General features: G+C 72.6%; 17 protein-coding genes and 3 tRNA genes. 6 read left to right on the forward strand and 14 right to left on the reverse strand.

Features of this window, described 5'->3' with window-relative positions:
* Nucleotides 1–129 precede the first annotated feature (129 nt).
* The 7 genes from ACFXGA_RS13260 to ACFXGA_RS13290 form a co-directional block, all read right to left on the reverse strand.
* The gene (locus ACFXGA_RS13260; RefSeq protein ID WP_378087404.1) at nucleotides 130–552 is read right to left on the reverse strand and encodes a MaoC family dehydratase; all 423 of its coding nucleotides are present in this window, start codon (nucleotides 550–552) and stop codon (nucleotides 130–132) included.
* Entirely contained in the window at nucleotides 549–998 is a 450-nt protein-coding gene (locus tag ACFXGA_RS13265; protein WP_378087405.1) for a MaoC family dehydratase N-terminal domain-containing protein, read from the reverse strand. Before ACFXGA_RS13265 ends, ACFXGA_RS13260 begins: the two co-directional genes overlap by 4 nt.
* Before the next feature lie 76 nt (nucleotides 999–1,074).
* On the reverse strand, nucleotides 1,075–1,239 hold the full coding sequence (rpmG, locus tag ACFXGA_RS13270) for a 50S ribosomal protein L33 (RefSeq protein ID WP_015105301.1): 165 nt from the start codon (nucleotides 1,237–1,239) through the stop codon (nucleotides 1,075–1,077).
* Between the two features lie 276 nt (nucleotides 1,240–1,515).
* Nucleotides 1,516–1,588 (reverse strand) — tRNA-Met (locus tag ACFXGA_RS13275).
* 44 nt (nucleotides 1,589–1,632) lie between these two features.
* A tRNA-Thr gene (locus ACFXGA_RS13280) sits at nucleotides 1,633–1,705 on the reverse strand.
* Between the two features lie 70 nt (nucleotides 1,706–1,775).
* A complete protein-coding gene (locus tag ACFXGA_RS13285; protein ID WP_378087408.1) occupies nucleotides 1,776–4,379 on the reverse strand; it encodes a putative bifunctional diguanylate cyclase/phosphodiesterase in 2,604 nt (867 codons plus the stop codon).
* 175 nt (nucleotides 4,380–4,554) lie between these two features.
* Entirely contained in the window at nucleotides 4,555–5,325 is a 771-nt protein-coding gene (locus ACFXGA_RS13290; protein WP_378087410.1) for a PhzF family phenazine biosynthesis protein, read from the reverse strand.
* Nucleotides 5,326–5,364: 39 nt separating this feature from the next.
* On the opposite strand from ACFXGA_RS13290, the gene ACFXGA_RS13295 reads away from it, so the two are divergent.
* Both ACFXGA_RS13295 and ACFXGA_RS13300 read left to right on the forward strand, forming a co-directional pair.
* Complete coding sequence (locus ACFXGA_RS13295; protein WP_378087412.1) at nucleotides 5,365–6,156, forward strand: GNAT family N-acetyltransferase; 792 nt, start codon at nucleotides 5,365–5,367, stop codon at nucleotides 6,154–6,156.
* 179 nt (nucleotides 6,157–6,335) lie between these two features.
* On the forward strand, nucleotides 6,336–6,578 hold the full coding sequence (locus ACFXGA_RS13300) for a hypothetical protein (protein ID WP_378087414.1): 243 nt from the start codon (nucleotides 6,336–6,338) through the stop codon (nucleotides 6,576–6,578).
* Between the two features lie 208 nt (nucleotides 6,579–6,786).
* On the opposite strand, the gene ACFXGA_RS13305 is transcribed toward ACFXGA_RS13300, so the two are convergent.
* A tRNA-Tyr gene (locus ACFXGA_RS13305) sits at nucleotides 6,787–6,867 on the reverse strand.
* 123 nt (nucleotides 6,868–6,990) lie between these two features.
* On the opposite strand from ACFXGA_RS13305, the gene ACFXGA_RS13310 reads away from it, so the two are divergent.
* Both ACFXGA_RS13310 and rfbA read left to right on the forward strand, forming a co-directional pair.
* Nucleotides 6,991–7,482 carry a YajQ family cyclic di-GMP-binding protein gene (locus ACFXGA_RS13310; RefSeq protein WP_378087416.1) on the forward strand — a complete coding sequence of 164 codons (492 nt, stop codon included), beginning with the start codon at nucleotides 6,991–6,993 and terminating at the stop codon, nucleotides 7,480–7,482.
* 595 nt (nucleotides 7,483–8,077) lie between these two features.
* Nucleotides 8,078–8,953, forward strand: coding sequence for a glucose-1-phosphate thymidylyltransferase RfbA (rfbA, locus tag ACFXGA_RS13315; protein ID WP_378087418.1), 876 nt, complete (start codon nucleotides 8,078–8,080; stop codon nucleotides 8,951–8,953).
* Nucleotides 8,954–8,965: 12 nt separating this feature from the next.
* Here the strand turns inward: rfbA and htpX are convergent, their stop codons facing one another.
* From htpX to ACFXGA_RS13335, 4 genes are read right to left on the reverse strand one after another with little or no spacing between them, the layout of a single operon-like run.
* Nucleotides 8,966–9,826 carry a zinc metalloprotease HtpX gene (gene htpX, locus ACFXGA_RS13320; protein WP_378087420.1) on the reverse strand — a complete coding sequence of 287 codons (861 nt, stop codon included), beginning with the start codon at nucleotides 9,824–9,826 and terminating at the stop codon, nucleotides 8,966–8,968.
* Between the two features lie 18 nt (nucleotides 9,827–9,844).
* Entirely contained in the window at nucleotides 9,845–10,336 is a 492-nt protein-coding gene (locus ACFXGA_RS13325; protein ID WP_378087422.1) for a 4Fe-4S binding protein, read from the reverse strand.
* Entirely contained in the window at nucleotides 10,329–10,916 is a 588-nt protein-coding gene (locus tag ACFXGA_RS13330; RefSeq protein WP_378087424.1) for an NADH-quinone oxidoreductase subunit C, read from the reverse strand. Before ACFXGA_RS13330 ends, ACFXGA_RS13325 begins: the two co-directional genes overlap by 8 nt.
* Nucleotides 10,913–11,332 carry an NADH-quinone oxidoreductase subunit B gene (locus ACFXGA_RS13335; protein WP_378087426.1) on the reverse strand — a complete coding sequence of 140 codons (420 nt, stop codon included), beginning with the start codon at nucleotides 11,330–11,332 and terminating at the stop codon, nucleotides 10,913–10,915. The genes ACFXGA_RS13330 and ACFXGA_RS13335 overlap by 4 nt, the downstream gene beginning before the upstream one ends.
* A gap of 260 nt (nucleotides 11,333–11,592) precedes the next feature.
* Between ACFXGA_RS13335 and ACFXGA_RS13340 the strand changes: the two genes are divergently transcribed.
* A complete protein-coding gene (locus ACFXGA_RS13340) occupies nucleotides 11,593–12,630 on the forward strand; it encodes a LysR family transcriptional regulator (RefSeq protein WP_378087427.1) in 1,038 nt (345 codons plus the stop codon).
* A 10-nt stretch (nucleotides 12,631–12,640) separates the two neighbouring features.
* Here the strand turns inward: ACFXGA_RS13340 and ACFXGA_RS13345 are convergent, their stop codons facing one another.
* Together ACFXGA_RS13345 and ACFXGA_RS13350 are read right to left on the reverse strand one after the other, a co-directional pair.
* On the reverse strand, nucleotides 12,641–12,808 hold the full coding sequence (locus ACFXGA_RS13345; RefSeq protein WP_378087430.1) for a hypothetical protein: 168 nt from the start codon (nucleotides 12,806–12,808) through the stop codon (nucleotides 12,641–12,643).
* A 101-nt stretch (nucleotides 12,809–12,909) separates the two neighbouring features.
* Nucleotides 12,910–13,671 carry a DUF6597 domain-containing transcriptional factor gene (locus tag ACFXGA_RS13350; RefSeq protein WP_378087432.1) on the reverse strand — a complete coding sequence of 254 codons (762 nt, stop codon included), beginning with the start codon at nucleotides 13,669–13,671 and terminating at the stop codon, nucleotides 12,910–12,912.
* 64 nt (nucleotides 13,672–13,735) lie between these two features.
* Here ACFXGA_RS13350 and ACFXGA_RS13355 point away from each other — a divergent pair, with 64 nt between their 5' ends.
* The gene (locus ACFXGA_RS13355; protein ID WP_378087434.1) at nucleotides 13,736–14,305 is read left to right on the forward strand and encodes a TIGR03086 family metal-binding protein; all 570 of its coding nucleotides are present in this window, start codon (nucleotides 13,736–13,738) and stop codon (nucleotides 14,303–14,305) included.
* Nucleotides 14,306–14,413: the final 108 nt, after the last annotated feature.

The following is a 14,413-nucleotide window of genomic DNA, read 5'->3' on the forward strand; positions in this document are numbered from 1 at the left end:
GCCGCGCGCGGCGCACAGGCCCCCGGGGGGCGGGGGGGGGGGGGCGGGGGGGGGCGGGGGGGGGGGGCCGGCGGGGGGGGGGGGGGCCCCCCCCCCCCCCGGCGCGCACACGAGCGCGCTGTGCGACTTCTAGGGGCGCAGCCGGACGCGCGCGGACGCGCCGCCGAGCACCGACTTGCCCTCGAACGACGCCGTCACGTTGACCTTGAACGTCCCGTCGTCCAGGGCCTTGGTGACCTTCGCGGTGACCTCCACGAGCGCGCCCTTGCCGTCGTCGGGCACCGGGACGGGCCGGCCGAACCGCACGCCGTACTCCACGACCGCGCCGGGGTCGCCCGTCCAGTCAGTGACGATGCGCGCGGCGAGGCCCATGGTGAGCATCCCGTGCGCGATGACGCCGGGCAGGCCGACCTCGGTGGCGAACCGCTCGTTCCAGTGGATCGGGTTGAAGTCGCCGGACGCGCCCGCGTACCGGACCAGGTCGGCGCGGGTGATGCGCAGCGACAGCGGCGGCAGCTCGTCGCCGACGGAGACCTCCGATGCGCGGATCACGCGCCCTCCCCCCGCACGATGAGCGTGCACCGGCCGGTCGTGACGGGCTCGCCGTCCTCCGTGGTGACCTCGGCCCGCAGCGCCAGCATGTCGTTGCCCATGCGCGTGGTGATGCCGTCCACGTGCAGCGACGTGGTCAGGCGGTCGCCCGCGACGATGGGGCGGTGGTGGACGAACGCCTGGTCGCCGTGCACCACGCGGCTGTAGTCCAGGCCCAGCTCCCGGTCCTCGATCAGGAGGTCGTTCACCTTCATCGACACGATGATCGCGAACGTGGGCGGCGCGATGACGTCGCGGTACCCGGCCGCGCGGGCGGCCTCGGGGTCGCGGTGCAGCGGGCTGGTCTCGCCGAGGGCTTCGGCGAACTCGCGGATCTTCTCGCGGCCGACCTCGTAGGGCGGTGACGGCGGGTAGGAACGTCCGACGTAGGACTGGTCGAGAGGCACGACGAGCAGGTTATAACGCGACGAGGCCCGCCCCCGAACGCGGGGACGGGCCTCGTCGTGAGGTCTGGCTACCGGCTCAGCGGGTTTCCTTGTGGGCGCGGTGCGTCTTGCAGTTCGGGCAGAACTTCTTGATCTCCAGGCGGTCCGGGTCGTTGCGCCGGTTCTTCCTGGTGATGTAGTTCCGGTGCTTGCACTCCTCGCACGCGAGGGTGATCTTGGGGCGTACGTCGGTTGCAGCCACGGTCCTTGCCTTTCTAGAGCTCGTGTGCCCCGGCCCGGCAGGGCGACCGCGGCGGGCTTACCACCACGGCGGGGATCCAGCGGAACCAACGGTACCCACCGGTCGGAACATTCCCACCCACGCCCTGTATCCACCGGCACCTGACCCACCAAGGTCAACCACCGGGGGGTCCAGGGGGGCTTCGCCCCCCCTGGGCGGGGTCCGGGGGCCGCGCCCCCGGTGTGATGCGGAGCGAGAGGGCCTGCGCACTCCGCAGGCACACCTCACCCACTCGCGTAGCGGTGGCCGGACTTGAACCGGCGACACAGCGATTATGAGCCGCTTGCTCTACCAACTGAGCTACACCGCTGAGACAACGCAGCCGCGATGCACGAGCACCGCGGCCAGTTGTTGAGCCCCTTTACGGAATCGAACCGTAGACCTTCTCCTTACCATGGAGACGCTCTGCCGACTGAGCTAAAGGGGCTTGCTGTTGCTCTTGCAGCGAGGAGAACTCTACAACAGGGCCGCCTCGGGATGGAAATCGGGGGTGCCCTTCAGTGCACCAAGGTGAGCACCGTCTCATCCCGGGCTCCCCTCACCTGCACCGTTCGGGCCCGCAGCCACGCCTCGAAGCGGTCCTCGGACAGCGGCCGGGAGATCAGGTAGCCCTGCGCCACGTCGCAGCCCATGCCGACGAGCTGGTCGCGGGCGGCGTCGTCCTCGACGCCCTCGGCGACCACGGTGAGCCCCAGCGAGTGGCCCAGCTCGACGATCGAGCGGACCACGGCCATGTCGCCGAGGTCGGTGCCCATGCCGAGGACGAAGCTCTTGTCGATCTTCACCTCGTCCACCGGGAGCTGCCGCAGGTAGGCCAGCGACGAGTAGCCGGTGCCGAAGTCGTCCACGGCGAGCACGACGCCCATCTGGTGCAGCCGCCGCAGCACGGGTAGCGCGCGTTCCGGGTCGGCCATCACGCCGGACTCGGTCAGCTCGAAGGTCAGCAGCTCGGGCGGCACCTCGTGGCGCTTCAGCGCCGCCGCCACCCGGTCCGGGAACTCCTCGTCGGCCAGCGTGCGCACGGACAGGTTGACCGCGATCGACATCCGCAGCCCGCGGTCGATCCAGAGGCGCACCCGCGCCAGCGCGGTGTCCATGACGAAGTCGGTGAGCACGTCGACGAGCCCGGTCGCCTCGACGGCGGGCACGAACTCGTCCGGGTCCACGCGGCCGAACTCGGGGTGCTTCCAGCGCACCAGCGCCTCCGCGCCGACCACCTGGCGGCTCGGCAGGGCGACCTTCGGCTGGTAGTGCACGGAGATCTGGCCGTTCTCCAGGGCGGACCGGAACTGGGTGACGAGCTGGAACCGGCGCAGGAAGATCTGGCCCATGCTGGGCGCGTACTGGCGCAGCGGCTCGTTGTCGCTGGTGGCCCGGACCGCCACGTCGGCGCGTTGCAGCAGCGCGTCCGGGTCGGGGTCCTCGACGTCGCAGTCGGCGGTGGTGACCCAGCCGACGACCGCGCCCGCCTCCACGGTGAGCCGGTCGACCGGGTAGGGCACGGACAGGGCGGCGCGCAGCCGTTCGGCGATCTCCTGGATCTGCTCGGCCTGCCGGTCCAGCAGCAGCGCGGCGAACGCGCCGCCCTCCAGCCGGGCCAGCGGCACCTCGGGCCCCAGCTCGTCGCGCAGCCGGCGGCCGGCGGCGACGACCATCCGGTTGCCCCACGCCTGGCCGAGCGCGTCGGAGACGGTGGACAGCACGTCCAGGTCGATGCGGACCACGACGGCCGTGTCGGCCTCGGCCATCGGCCCGTTCGCGGCCTCGCGGAAGCCCGGCCGGTTGAGCAGGCCGGTCAGCGGGTCGTGGTAGGCGTCGTGGCGCAGCCGGGCGAGCAGGCGGCGGTTGTCCACCGCGGTGGACAGGTGGCTCGCGAGCGTGCGCAGGAGCTGGATGTCGGCCTTGCCGAAGCCGCGCCACCGGCTGAGCCGGTCGTGCACCTCGATCGCGCCGAGGAGCTGGGTCGCCCCGCGCAGCGGCACGACCAGGGCTTCCTGCGCGTCCCGGCGGGTCAGGGCCTCGGCGACCTCCTCGCCCGCCTCCGAGCTGCGGAAGTACCGCACCTGCGCGCCGGGCAGCTGGAGCATGGCGTCGTCGCGCAGCACGCGCGGGTCGTCGCGGCGCATGCCCTGGGGCAGCGGCTCGCCCGCGACCAGCGTGCGCATCGGCGTCTGCGGGTCGGTGCGCAGCCGGAGCACGACGCGGTTGGCGTTGAGCTGTTCGCGGATGCGTTCGGCGATGGCCTGCCAGTCGTCGTCCTCGCCGCAGCCGTCGTCCTCGTCCGGCGCGGAGCCGTGCGGGCCGGTGGCGTGGCGGCCGGAGCGGGCCACGCGCAGCGAGACCTCGCTGAGCGCCTCCAGGTCGCGCTGCTCGCGCAGCAGCCCGGAGTAGGCGAGGTAGATGGCGGTGATGCCGAGGAACACCAGGCCGATGAGCAGGCCGCCCCACGGCGCCTTGTCGGCGATCTCGTAGCCGGCCAGGCCCGCGGAGGTGTTCAGCAGCGCCACCACGAGGGTCTGCGCGACCAGGCGCAGGCTCGGCGCGACCCGCATGCCCTTGCCCATGATCCGCAGCGCGGTCAGGCCGAGCACGCTGGCCAGCAGCGGCACCGCGATGGTGCCGACGAACGCGCCCGCCCAGAACGGGCCGCCCGCGCCGAGGAGCCGGTTGACCAGCTCGGCGACCGCGAAGGCCACCGAGATCTCCATGAACATCAGGCCCGCGTTGTAGACGGCGCGGTCGAGCACGCGGCGGCCGAGCAGCGTGCCGACGCCCGCGACCACGTGCGCGGCGAGCACGATCTCGAACGGCGCGACCAGCAGGCCGAGCACGAGCGGGATCTCGGTGAACGAGATGGTCCAGGCCACCCCGCTGCGCACGTCGACGTTGATGGCCAGTTGCTCGGCGAGCAGGAAGCCGACCACGAGCAGCGGACCGGTCCACAGCAGGCGGACGTCCGGTTCGGTGTCGGGCAGCCACTTGCCGACGAGGTAGGCCGACAGCGCACCCGCGACGAGGAGCAGGACCGCGAACACGCTGAAGGCGCGGTTCGTGGACCGGGTCGGCGCGCTGGGCGCCGTGGCCGACGCGTGGTCGGACATCGAGCCTCCTCGTCGGCCGTCGTCGCGGTGGGCCGGGTCGCGGCCTACGGGCTCCGGGCGTGACTGAGGGGTCCCGAAGACCGACCAGGACCCCTCCAAGGCTGCCAATGTACCCCGGTCGGGGGACGAAATGGCAGGTCGTGTAGCGGAATGCCACCGGAAGTCGCCGGGTGACTCACACGATCAGTCGGCCCTGGATCACCGTCACGGCCTGTCCGGCGAGCCGTACGCGATCTTGGTCGAGGGTGGCCCGGACCAGCCCGCCGCGGGCCGACGCCTGCTCGGCCAGCAGGTTCGGGCGGCCGAGCCGGGGCGCCCACCAGGAGGCGAGCGTGCAGTGCGCGGAACCGGTTACGGGATCCTCCGGGACTCCGTAGGACGGGTAGAAGCACCGGCTCACCACGTCCAGGCCGGGCCGGTCGCCCGGTGCGGTGACGATCACGCCGCGGCCGGGCACCTCGGCCAGCGCGGCGAAGTCCGGGCGCAGGTCGCGGACCTCGTCGGCCGAGTCCGCCTCCACGAGGACGTCGGACACGGCCTGGGCCACCGCGCGCACCGTCACCCCGGGCAGGCCCGCGCGCAGCGGCGTGGTGACCTCGATCGGCTCCGCCGGGTCGGCCGGGAAGTCCATCTCCACCCAGCCGTCGTCGGCCGTGCAGGTGAGCACGCCGCTGCGGGTGGTGAAGGCGCGGTCGCCGCCGAGCACGTGCGCGGTGGCCAGGGTGGCGTGGCCGCACAGGTCCACCTCGGCGACCGGGGTGAACCAGCGCAGGGGCAGCGGGCCGTCCTCGTGATCGACCCGCACGAACGCGGTCTCGGCGTGCTTCATCTCCGCGGCGACGGACTGCATCCAGCGCTCGTCCGCCGGGCCGTCCAGCAGCACGACGCCCGCCGGGTTGCCCGCGAAGGCGCGGTCGGTGAAGGCGTCGACCACGTAGATCTCCACGGTGGGCAATGTACGTCCGGAACCGGTTAGCTGACAGGTGTGGACCCGCTGCTCCCCGACATCGCGCCCGTCGACGACCCGTACTCGTTCGCCGAGGTGCCCGAGGACAGCCTGGACGCCACCTGGGGCGCGTTGCGCACGCACTCGTTGCGCTGGCACCCGGGGGCCGACCTGGGGCGGCTGCTGCGGGAGTGGCCGCTGAGCGGCGCGGGCGACCACGACACGGCCGCGCTGGTGACCGTGCCGAGCCGGGCCGTCGAGGCCGCGGGCGTGCTGGCGGCGCACGGCTTCGCGCCGCTGCTGGTGACCGCGGCCCGGCTGCCCGGACGCGGGCGCGACGGCGGCGCGGGGGTGGCGATCCGGCCGTTGACGCCGGCGGACCTCGACGTGGCGGTGGCGCTGAACCTGGAGACGGTGCGGTTCGACAGCCGGTTCGGGATGGTCAACGCCCGCCCGTCCAGCCGCGAGCGGCTGCGCGAGCACATCGCCGGGCTGCTGGGGCGGCCGGAGCCGTGCGGGTGGCTGGCGGTGCGCGACGGCGAGGTCGTCGGGTTCCTGTACTACGACCTGCCGGGGCACTCGGACTGGATCGCCGGGCGGACGTCGGTGCGGCCGGTGGCGTACCTCGGGCAGCTGGGCGTGCGGGAGGACGTGCGGGGCGGTGGCGTCGGCGCGGCCCTGGCCGACCACGCGCACCGGCGGCTGGACGAGGCGGGCGTCGGCGTGACGCTGCTGCACCACGCCCTGCCGAACCCGCTGTCGACCCCGTTCTGGTACTCGCACGGCTACCGCCCGCTGTGGACGACCTGGCAACGCCGCCCCGCCCGCTGACGCCTCGGCCCTCTGTCGCCCGCCCGCTGAGCCTCGACGTGGGCGCTCGACCGGGTGGAGTAGCCGAACGGCTACCGCCGGCCGGGTGAACTTGCCCCGGCGGGGTACTCCACGGACAGGTCCAGACCTCCTACACGACAAGGAAGCGGGTCATGAGAAGGACGGGCGAGGGGGTCGCCATGAGCGTTGCGAGGGAGCTGTCCGGGCGGGCGAAGGCCATGCTGCGCGCCGTCGCCGCCGGCCGGGCCGAGCTGTCGGGGGGCCGTGAGCCGGACCTGTACGTGGACGGGTTGCCGTGCTGCGACCAGATGGTCACGCACGACCTGGTGCACGCGGGTCTGCTGCGGGCGCGACGCGTGGTGGGTCTGGACGAGCGCACGGACGCGGAACTGACCGAAGCCGGGCGCGCCGCGATCGCTTAACCCTCGAACAAGCGTTCGATATGGGTTATGCTGCACTCGAGGCCGGCACGCAAGCGAGAGGAAGCGCTTGCGCGCCGGCCTCACCCGTGCCGAGCCCACACCTCACGCCCCCCGCACGCTCGACGGGGCTGCGAGGGGGCGCGCCTGCGGACGACAAAAAGCGAGGACCCCTGCTCGCGCATTCCGCAAGCAGGGGTCCTCGCTGTTGTGGCGGGTAGAGGATTCGAACCTCTGTAGCTTTCGCGACGGATTTACAGTCCGCTCCCATTGGCCGCTCGGGCAACCCGCCCCGCCCCCGGTGGTGCCGGGTGCGGTGGAGACAATACATAAGCCCGCGGGGACGTGTGCAACCGGGTTCCCCGGTAGGCTCCCGGGCAGTTCCGGACCCCACCTACGCGGAGGTAGCGAGCACGTGGCAGACCCGTCGTTCGACGTGGTGAGCAAGGTCGACCGCCAGGAGGTCGACAACGCGCTCAACCAGGCCGCCAAGGAGCTGAGCACCCGGTTCGACTTCCGCGGCACGGGCACCCAGGTGTCCTGGGCCGGCGAGGAGGCGATCACCTTCCAGTCCGAGACCGAGGAGCGGTGCCGGGCGGCGATCGACGTCTTCCAGGAGAAGCTGGTCAAGCGCGGCATCTCGATGAAGGCCTTCGAGATCGGCGACCCGACCCCGTCGGGCAAGGTGTTCAAGGTGACCGGCACGATCGTCCAGGGCATCTCGAGCGAGAAGGCCAAGGAGATCGCGAAGAAGGTCCGTGACGAGGGCCCGAAGGGCGTGCAGGCCCAGATCCAGGGCGACCAGCTGCGCATCTCCGGCAAGAAGAAGGACCACCTGCAGGACGTCATCGCGCTGCTGAAGAACTCCGACTTCGGCATCGCACTGCAGTTCACCAACTACCGGTGACCCCTCGCGCCGTGTGACGACGACCACGTGCCGCCGCTCTGACCGCCGTCCGCCGCCCGACCGGGCCGGGTAGCGTCCTCGCGACGTCCGGCCCCGGGCGTGCCCGGGGCGGGTGGTCGACCCGCCGCACGCGTCGCCGCGTGGCAGGACTTCCGCGAAGCCGTCGACCACCTCCGCACGCTGCCGACCGACGTGTCCGCGCCGGCGCTCCTGTGGCCGCCGTGGCGGCCGGCGATCGCCCACCTCGAAGCCGACCCGGGCACGGTGCGTGCACGGCTGCGCCGGCGTGGCGACCCCCGCACGCCCTGGAGCAGCGGGTGGCGACGGTCGGGCGTGACCGCAGGTCGGTGACGAACGTCACGATCCGGCCGACGACGAGGGCCGCACGCCGGCGGAGTTCACGGCCTGGGTGCTCGATCACTACGCGTTGCGGTGATCGCCGGGGCCGTGGTGGAGTCGGTGAGGGGCCGCCGGCGGTAACGGCGGCCAACCGGGGCCCGACATCGTGGGTGGCCCGGTGTCAGGACGAGCCGGTCGCCGTCGGCGCGCGTCGGCGCCCGGTCGGGCGACACCCGAACTACAGCGAAGAGGACCGATGAAGGGCATTGTCCTGGCAGGCGGCGCGGGCACGCGGCTGCACCCGATCACGCACGCGGTGTCGAAGCAGATGCTGCCCGTCTACGACAAGCCGATGATCTACTACCCGATCTCGGTGCTCATGCTGGCCGGCATCCGCGAGATCCTGGTCATCTCCACGCCCGACGACCTGCCGATGTTCCGCCGGCTGCTGGGCGACGGCTCGCAGTTCGGCATCCGCTTCGAGTACGCCGAGCAGCCGCAGCCGAACGGGCTGGCCGAGGCGTTCGTCATCGGCGCGGACTTCATCGGCGACGACCAGGTGGCCCTCATCCTGGGCGACAACATCTTCTACGGCCAGGGCTTCTCCCGCACGCTCCAGTCGGAGGTGCGGGACGTCGACGGCTGCGTCCTGTTCGGCTACCCCGTCCGCGACCCGCAGCGCTACGGCGTCGGCGAGGTCGACCGGGACGGGCGGCTGGTCTCGATCGAGGAGAAGCCGGCCGAGCCGAAGTCGAACACCGCCATCACCGGCCTCTACCTCTACTCCAATGACGTGGTGAAGATCGCGCAGGGGCTGACGCCGTCGGCCCGGGGCGAGCTGGAGATCACCGACGTCAACCTGACCTACCTGCGGCAGGGCCGCGCCAAGCTGGTCGACCTCGGCCGCGGCTTCGCGTGGCTGGACACCGGCACGAACGACGCGATGCTCGAAGCCGGCCAGTTCGTGCAGGTGCTGGAGCACCGCCAGGGCATCCGCTTCGCCTGCCTGGAGGAGATCGCCCTGCGGATGGGGTACATCACCGCCGACCAGTGCCTCGCGCTGGGCCAGGCCATGCCGAACTCGGCCTACGGCGAGTACGTGGTGCGGCTGGCGCGCGAAGCGGGGGCCTGACCGCCGCCGGGCTCAGTGCCGGCGGGCCAGGTCCTCCAGCCGGCGCACCCGGTCGGCGATCGGCGGGTGCGTGGCGAACAGCCTGGCCAGGTTCTCCCCCGCCCGGAACGGGCTCGCGATCAGCAGGTGCGACTGGGCGACCACGGCGGGCTCCGGGGCCAGCGGCGCGGCCTGGGTGCCCGCGTCGATCTTGCGCAGCGCCGAGGCCAGCGCCAGCGGGTCGCCGGACAGCTCCGCGCCGGACTGGTCGGCCTGGTACTCGCGGGACCGGCTGACGGCCATCCGCACGATGCCCGCCGCGATGGGGCCGAGCACCGCGATGAGCAGCATCGCGAACGGGTTGGGCCGGTCCTCGTCGTCGCCGCCGAAGACGCTCGCGAAGACGGCCAGGTTCGCCAGGGCGCTGACCACGCTCGCCAGCGCGCCCGCCACGCACGAGATCAGGATGTCGCGGTGGTAGACGTGCGACAGCTCGTGCCCGAGCACGGCGCGCAGCTCGCGCTCGTCCAGCAGGTCGAGGATGCCGGTCGTGCAGCAGACGGCGGCGTTGCGCGGGTTGCGGCCGGTGGCGAACGCGTTCGGCGCGATGGTGGGGCTGAGGTACAGGCGCGGCATGGGCTGGCGCGCGTTCCGGGCCAGCTCGCGGACGATCCGGTACAGCGCGGGCTGCTCCACCTCGGACACCGGCCGGGCGCGCATGGCGCGCAGCGCGAGCTTGTCCGAGTTGAAGTACGCGTAGCCGTTGACGCCCAGGGCCAGCAGCAGCCCGACGACCAGGGCGGTGCGCCCGAACAGCGAGCTGATCGCCACGATCAACACGCTCATCGCAGCGAGCAGCAACGCGGTCTTCAACGCGTTGTAGTGCTTGTGCACGCTGGGCCTCCGGCTGGTCTACGTCCTCTCCCTCAACGCGCCCGGTCGGCGCGGGGTTCCGGTACCGGGACGTGCCGGGCGTGTGGCGGTGGTCTCCGGGGCGGGTTCGGCGCCGGCGTCCAGCGGCGGCGGTGGCGGCACGTGCGCGACCCAGGTGGCCAGCACGTCGCGTTCCTGGACCAGCTCGGCGACCGCGCCGTCCCCGTCCGGGCCGCCCGTGCCGGGGTAGGAGAAGTCCGGGGCCCAGTGCAGGGCGTCGAACGGGCACGCCTCGACGCAGATGCCGCAGTACAGGCACTGCCCGTAGTCGATGGCGAACCGGTCGAGCACGTTGCGCGCCCGCGGCCGGGCGCGGCCGGGGCCCGCGTCCCCCGGCTGCTCCTCGACCTCGGTGTGCGAGTCGATGTGGATGCACCAGTCGGGGCACTCGCGGGCGCAGATCATGCACACCGTGCAGTTGGCCTCCAGCAGCGCGATGACGCCGCGGGTGCGCGGGGGCAGGTCAGCCACGGTCCTCCTCCGTCCGGTCGGGTTCGCGGCGCGGTCCCCACGACGGGTCCGGCACGCCGGGCGGCGCGGCCCGCCTGCGGCTGGGCGCGGACGTGCCGTCCTCGCCCGGTTCGAGCCGGCCGGGCCACGGGCGCACCACGCGGGAGGCCAGCACGAAGTCCTTGCGCAGCGGATGGCCGCTGAAGCTGTCGGGGAGCAGCAGGTGGGCCGGCTCGCCGTCGGCGAGGGCGATGCCGAACATCTCCGCGGCCTCGCGCTCGTGCCACGCCGCGCCCGCCCAGAGCGGGGCGACGCTGGGCAGCGCGTCGTCCGGGCCCAGTTCGGTGCGCAGCAGCACGCCGTCCTTGGTGCCGGGGTCCAGCACGTGCAGCAGCACGGCGTGGCGCTGCCCGACCGCGCCGGGCCGGCCGGCGTCCTCGACGCCGAGCCAGTCGAACTGCGTGCAGCCCAGCTCGTCGCGGGCGTGCCGGGCGGCGGCGAGCCAGCCGGGCAGCGGCACGTGCGCGGTCGTCTGGCCGAACGCCGTCTTGACCAGGGCGTCGGGGATGCGGGAGGCCAGGGCCTCGGCGGCGGCGCTCACGACACCAGCCGGTGCAGCGCGGCGAGGCCGTCGAGCAGCGCCTCGGGTCGTGGCGGGCACCCCGGGACGGCGACGTGCACCGGCAGGGCCTGGTCGATGCCCTTGGTGACGCTGTAGGAGTCCCAGTACGGGCCGCCGGTGTTGCTGCACGCGCCGACGGAGATCACATAACGGGGTTCCGGCATCTCCTGGTAGCTCGCGATCACCGCGGGCAGCATGACGTCGGTGACCGTGCCGGAGACGACGAGCACGTGGGCCTCGCCCGCCGAGCGCACCGGGTCGACGCCCAGCGCGGCCAGGTGTTCGGGCCGGTGGCCCTCGAGCGCGGCCATGACCTCGACGCCGCAGCAGGCGAGGCCGAGGTCGAGCACGGTGACCCGGTACTTCGTGCCCCAGTCCAGGGTGGAAACCGTCACGGGGGTGAGGTTAATACGTGGGGGGGGGGGGGGGGGGGGCCCCCCCCGCCCCCCCCCCCCCGCCGCCCCCCCAACCCCCCAATACCCCCCTGATTGCTCCCACGTGAACACGCACCTGGTTGCGGCAGAAGTCTCTTACGGATCGCGTATACCTGTCCAGGGAAATCCATCAAGATCTTCGGATAATTTCAGCACGAACTGTGGTCAAGTTCAGTACAACTAATCGGTAGAACATCACGCCCCGACCCGAGAGGCCCTGCATGTCGACCTCGGCCCAACTGCGACTGCCCGCGGGCAACCAGCTCAGCAGGCTCCTGCACACCTCGCCCCTGCTGATGGACACCACGTTGGACCAGCTCAGGACCTTGATCGCGGTGCACGAGACGCGGTCGGCGCTGCGCGCGGCGCGGGTGCTCGGGCGGGAGCAGTCCAGCGTGCAGAAGCAGATCGACACGTTGAACCGCAACTTCAAGTCGTTGTGCGGCGAGCCGCTGGTCGTCAAGCAGGGCCGGGGAAAGGACGTGCTGATCACGCCGACCGGCGAGGCGTTGGTTGAATTGGCACGTACCACGTTGACCGAGTGGCTGGATTCGATTCACGAGTGCCGGCGCAGGCTCGGCACCACGCTCACCGTGGGCACGACCCGGTTCATGCTGGACTCGCTGGCCAAGGCGTGGCACCACGTGGCGGACGACTTCCGCAGGCGGGACGTGGAGCTGAAGGTCGTGCACATCCGCACGAAGGACATCTGGACGAGCCTCGAGTCCAAGGAGGTCGACATCGTGTGCGGGAGCGTGGTGACGCACGCGGGTCGCAACAGCGGGTTCGAGGAGTTCGACGTGATCGAGTGGCGGCGGGGCGGGTTGGCGCTGCTCACGAACCTGCCGGAGAGCCGGCTGGGCACGAGCGTCGGCACCGGGGAGTTGCCGAAGCTGCCCCTCGTCGTGCCCGGCGACGGGTTGATCGCGGAATTCCTGCGCGGGTGGTTCGGACCGGACTATCGGAACGAACTGGACATAGCGGCGGAAATCGACGAGATCCAGTACGGCATGTCGCTGCTGAGGTCCGGGCTCGTCGAGGGCTGCATGATCGTCACGTCGGGCCTGGGCGTGGTGGCCGCGAACAACGAGCTGCGGGAGGGGTCCGGGCTGCGGGTGGTCGAGCTGACCAACGACCGCAAGCCGCAGCTGGAGCGCCTGGTCGGGGTCTTCGCCCGCAAGGAGGAGCGGGCGAAGTTCCCGGCCGACCACCCGTTGAACCTGCTGTGGGCGGCGTTCCAGCGCGAGGTGCCGGACTAGCGGCGGGCGGTCACCGCGCCGGGCCCGACGGTCGTTCCTCGCGGCGGCGTTGGGCTTGGCGCACCAGCCACTCCAGACCGGTGAGAGGCTTGCGGACCTCAGGCTTCTGCCGTTCCACGGGCTCCTCCTGCTCCTGTTGCGGTTGGGGCGACGGACGCTGGGCGTCGAGGTCGTTCATGGCGCGCTCCCTACCTTGGTCGACAGCGAGTGCCGTCGATCGGAGCACCGACCGGGGTCCGTCCGCTAGAGCGATCAGCCCTATGGGTGACTGCGATCGGCTCAGCGCCGGTCGGCGGAGGGAGTGCCCGGATAGCGCTCGGCGTACCGGGTGGGCGTCTCGCCGAACATGGCGGTGAAGTCGCGGACGAAGTGCGGCTGGTCGGCGTAGCCCAGGTCGGCGGCCAGCGCCGCCCAGTCGATCCGGCCGCCCGCCGCCATCCGCTCGGTGGCCTCGCGCAGGCGGTAGCGGCGGATCACCCACTTCGGGCCGACGCCGACGTGCTCGGCGAACAGCCGCTGCAGGCCCCGGACGCTGCCGCCGACCTCGCGCGCCAGCACGTCGACGCGGGTGATCAGGGGGTCGCGGGCGATCCGGTCGACCACCTCCACCGCCTGCCGCGCCCGCGGGTCCGGTTCGGGCAACCGGCGGCGCAGCGCGTCCTCCACGGCGGCGAGGTCGGCGTGCTCGGGCAGGTCGGCGAAGACGGCGGAGGCGGGCAGCGTCCGGTCGGTGATGGACTGGACCGGGGCGCGCAGGAACGGCCGGAACGCGCCCGGGTGGAAGGCGACGCCGAAGACCCGGCCCTCGCCGTCCAGCTCCTTGACCACGTGCCCGCTGGACACCCCGCTCAGCACGGCCCCGTCCGCGTGGAACGTCAGGTGGACGTTCGGGTAGGGCACGATCAGCTGCCGGTACGGCCGGTCGTAACGCCACTCGACCACCCAGTAGCGGGCGACGTGGGCGGCCAGGTCGGGCGAGGGCGGGTGGAACTCGTGGCGCTGGTGCCGCCGCCACGCCAGCTCCCGCTCGTCCCTGGTCACGTCGCCGAGCGTATGTCGCGTTCGTTCAATACAGCCGCGGCGGGCGGTTCCTACGGTGTCCCGCATGTCCCGTGAGCAGTTGATCGACAAAGCCGTGGCGACCGCGTTGGAGGTCGTCGGGAACATCGGGCCCGACCAGCTCGACGCGCCGACGCCGTGCACCGAGTTCGACGTCCGCAAGCTCGTGAACCACCTGCTGTTCTGGGGTCCGTCCCTGGACGGCGCAGCGCGCAAGGAGACCGTGCCGCCGCCGGCCGCGTCGGAGGCCGACGTCGACCTCACCGCGGGCGACTGGGCCGCCGACCTGGCCGCCGGCCTGCGCGCCCGGTCCGCCGCGTGGGGCGAGCCGTCGGCGTGGACCGGCACGACGTCGCTCGGCGGCCCCGACCCGATGCCCGCCGAGGTCGTCGGCGCGATGGTGCTCGGCGAGGTCGTCGTGCACACCTGGGACCTGGCGCGGGCCACCGGCCAGGCGCCGACGTGGGACGGCGGTCTGCTGGAGTTCGTCCACGCCGACCTGGTGCGGACCGCGCCGACCGCGCGGTCGATGGGGCTGTTCGGGCCGGAGGTGCGGGTGCCGGCGGACGCGCCGCTGATCGACCGGGTGGTGGCGCTGACGGGCCGGACGCCGTAGTCGCGCCGGATGGGTGCGGCCCCCCGACACCGGGCGGGGGCCCCCCCATCGGGAAATGCGAATACCCCTGTTGCGGGGAGGGCGGGGTCGTGCGCGAACAAGGGCCCG

The organism is Actinosynnema sp. NPDC059335 (genome assembly GCF_042752395.1).
Classification (GTDB): Bacteria; Actinomycetota; Actinomycetes; order Mycobacteriales; family Pseudonocardiaceae; genus Actinosynnema.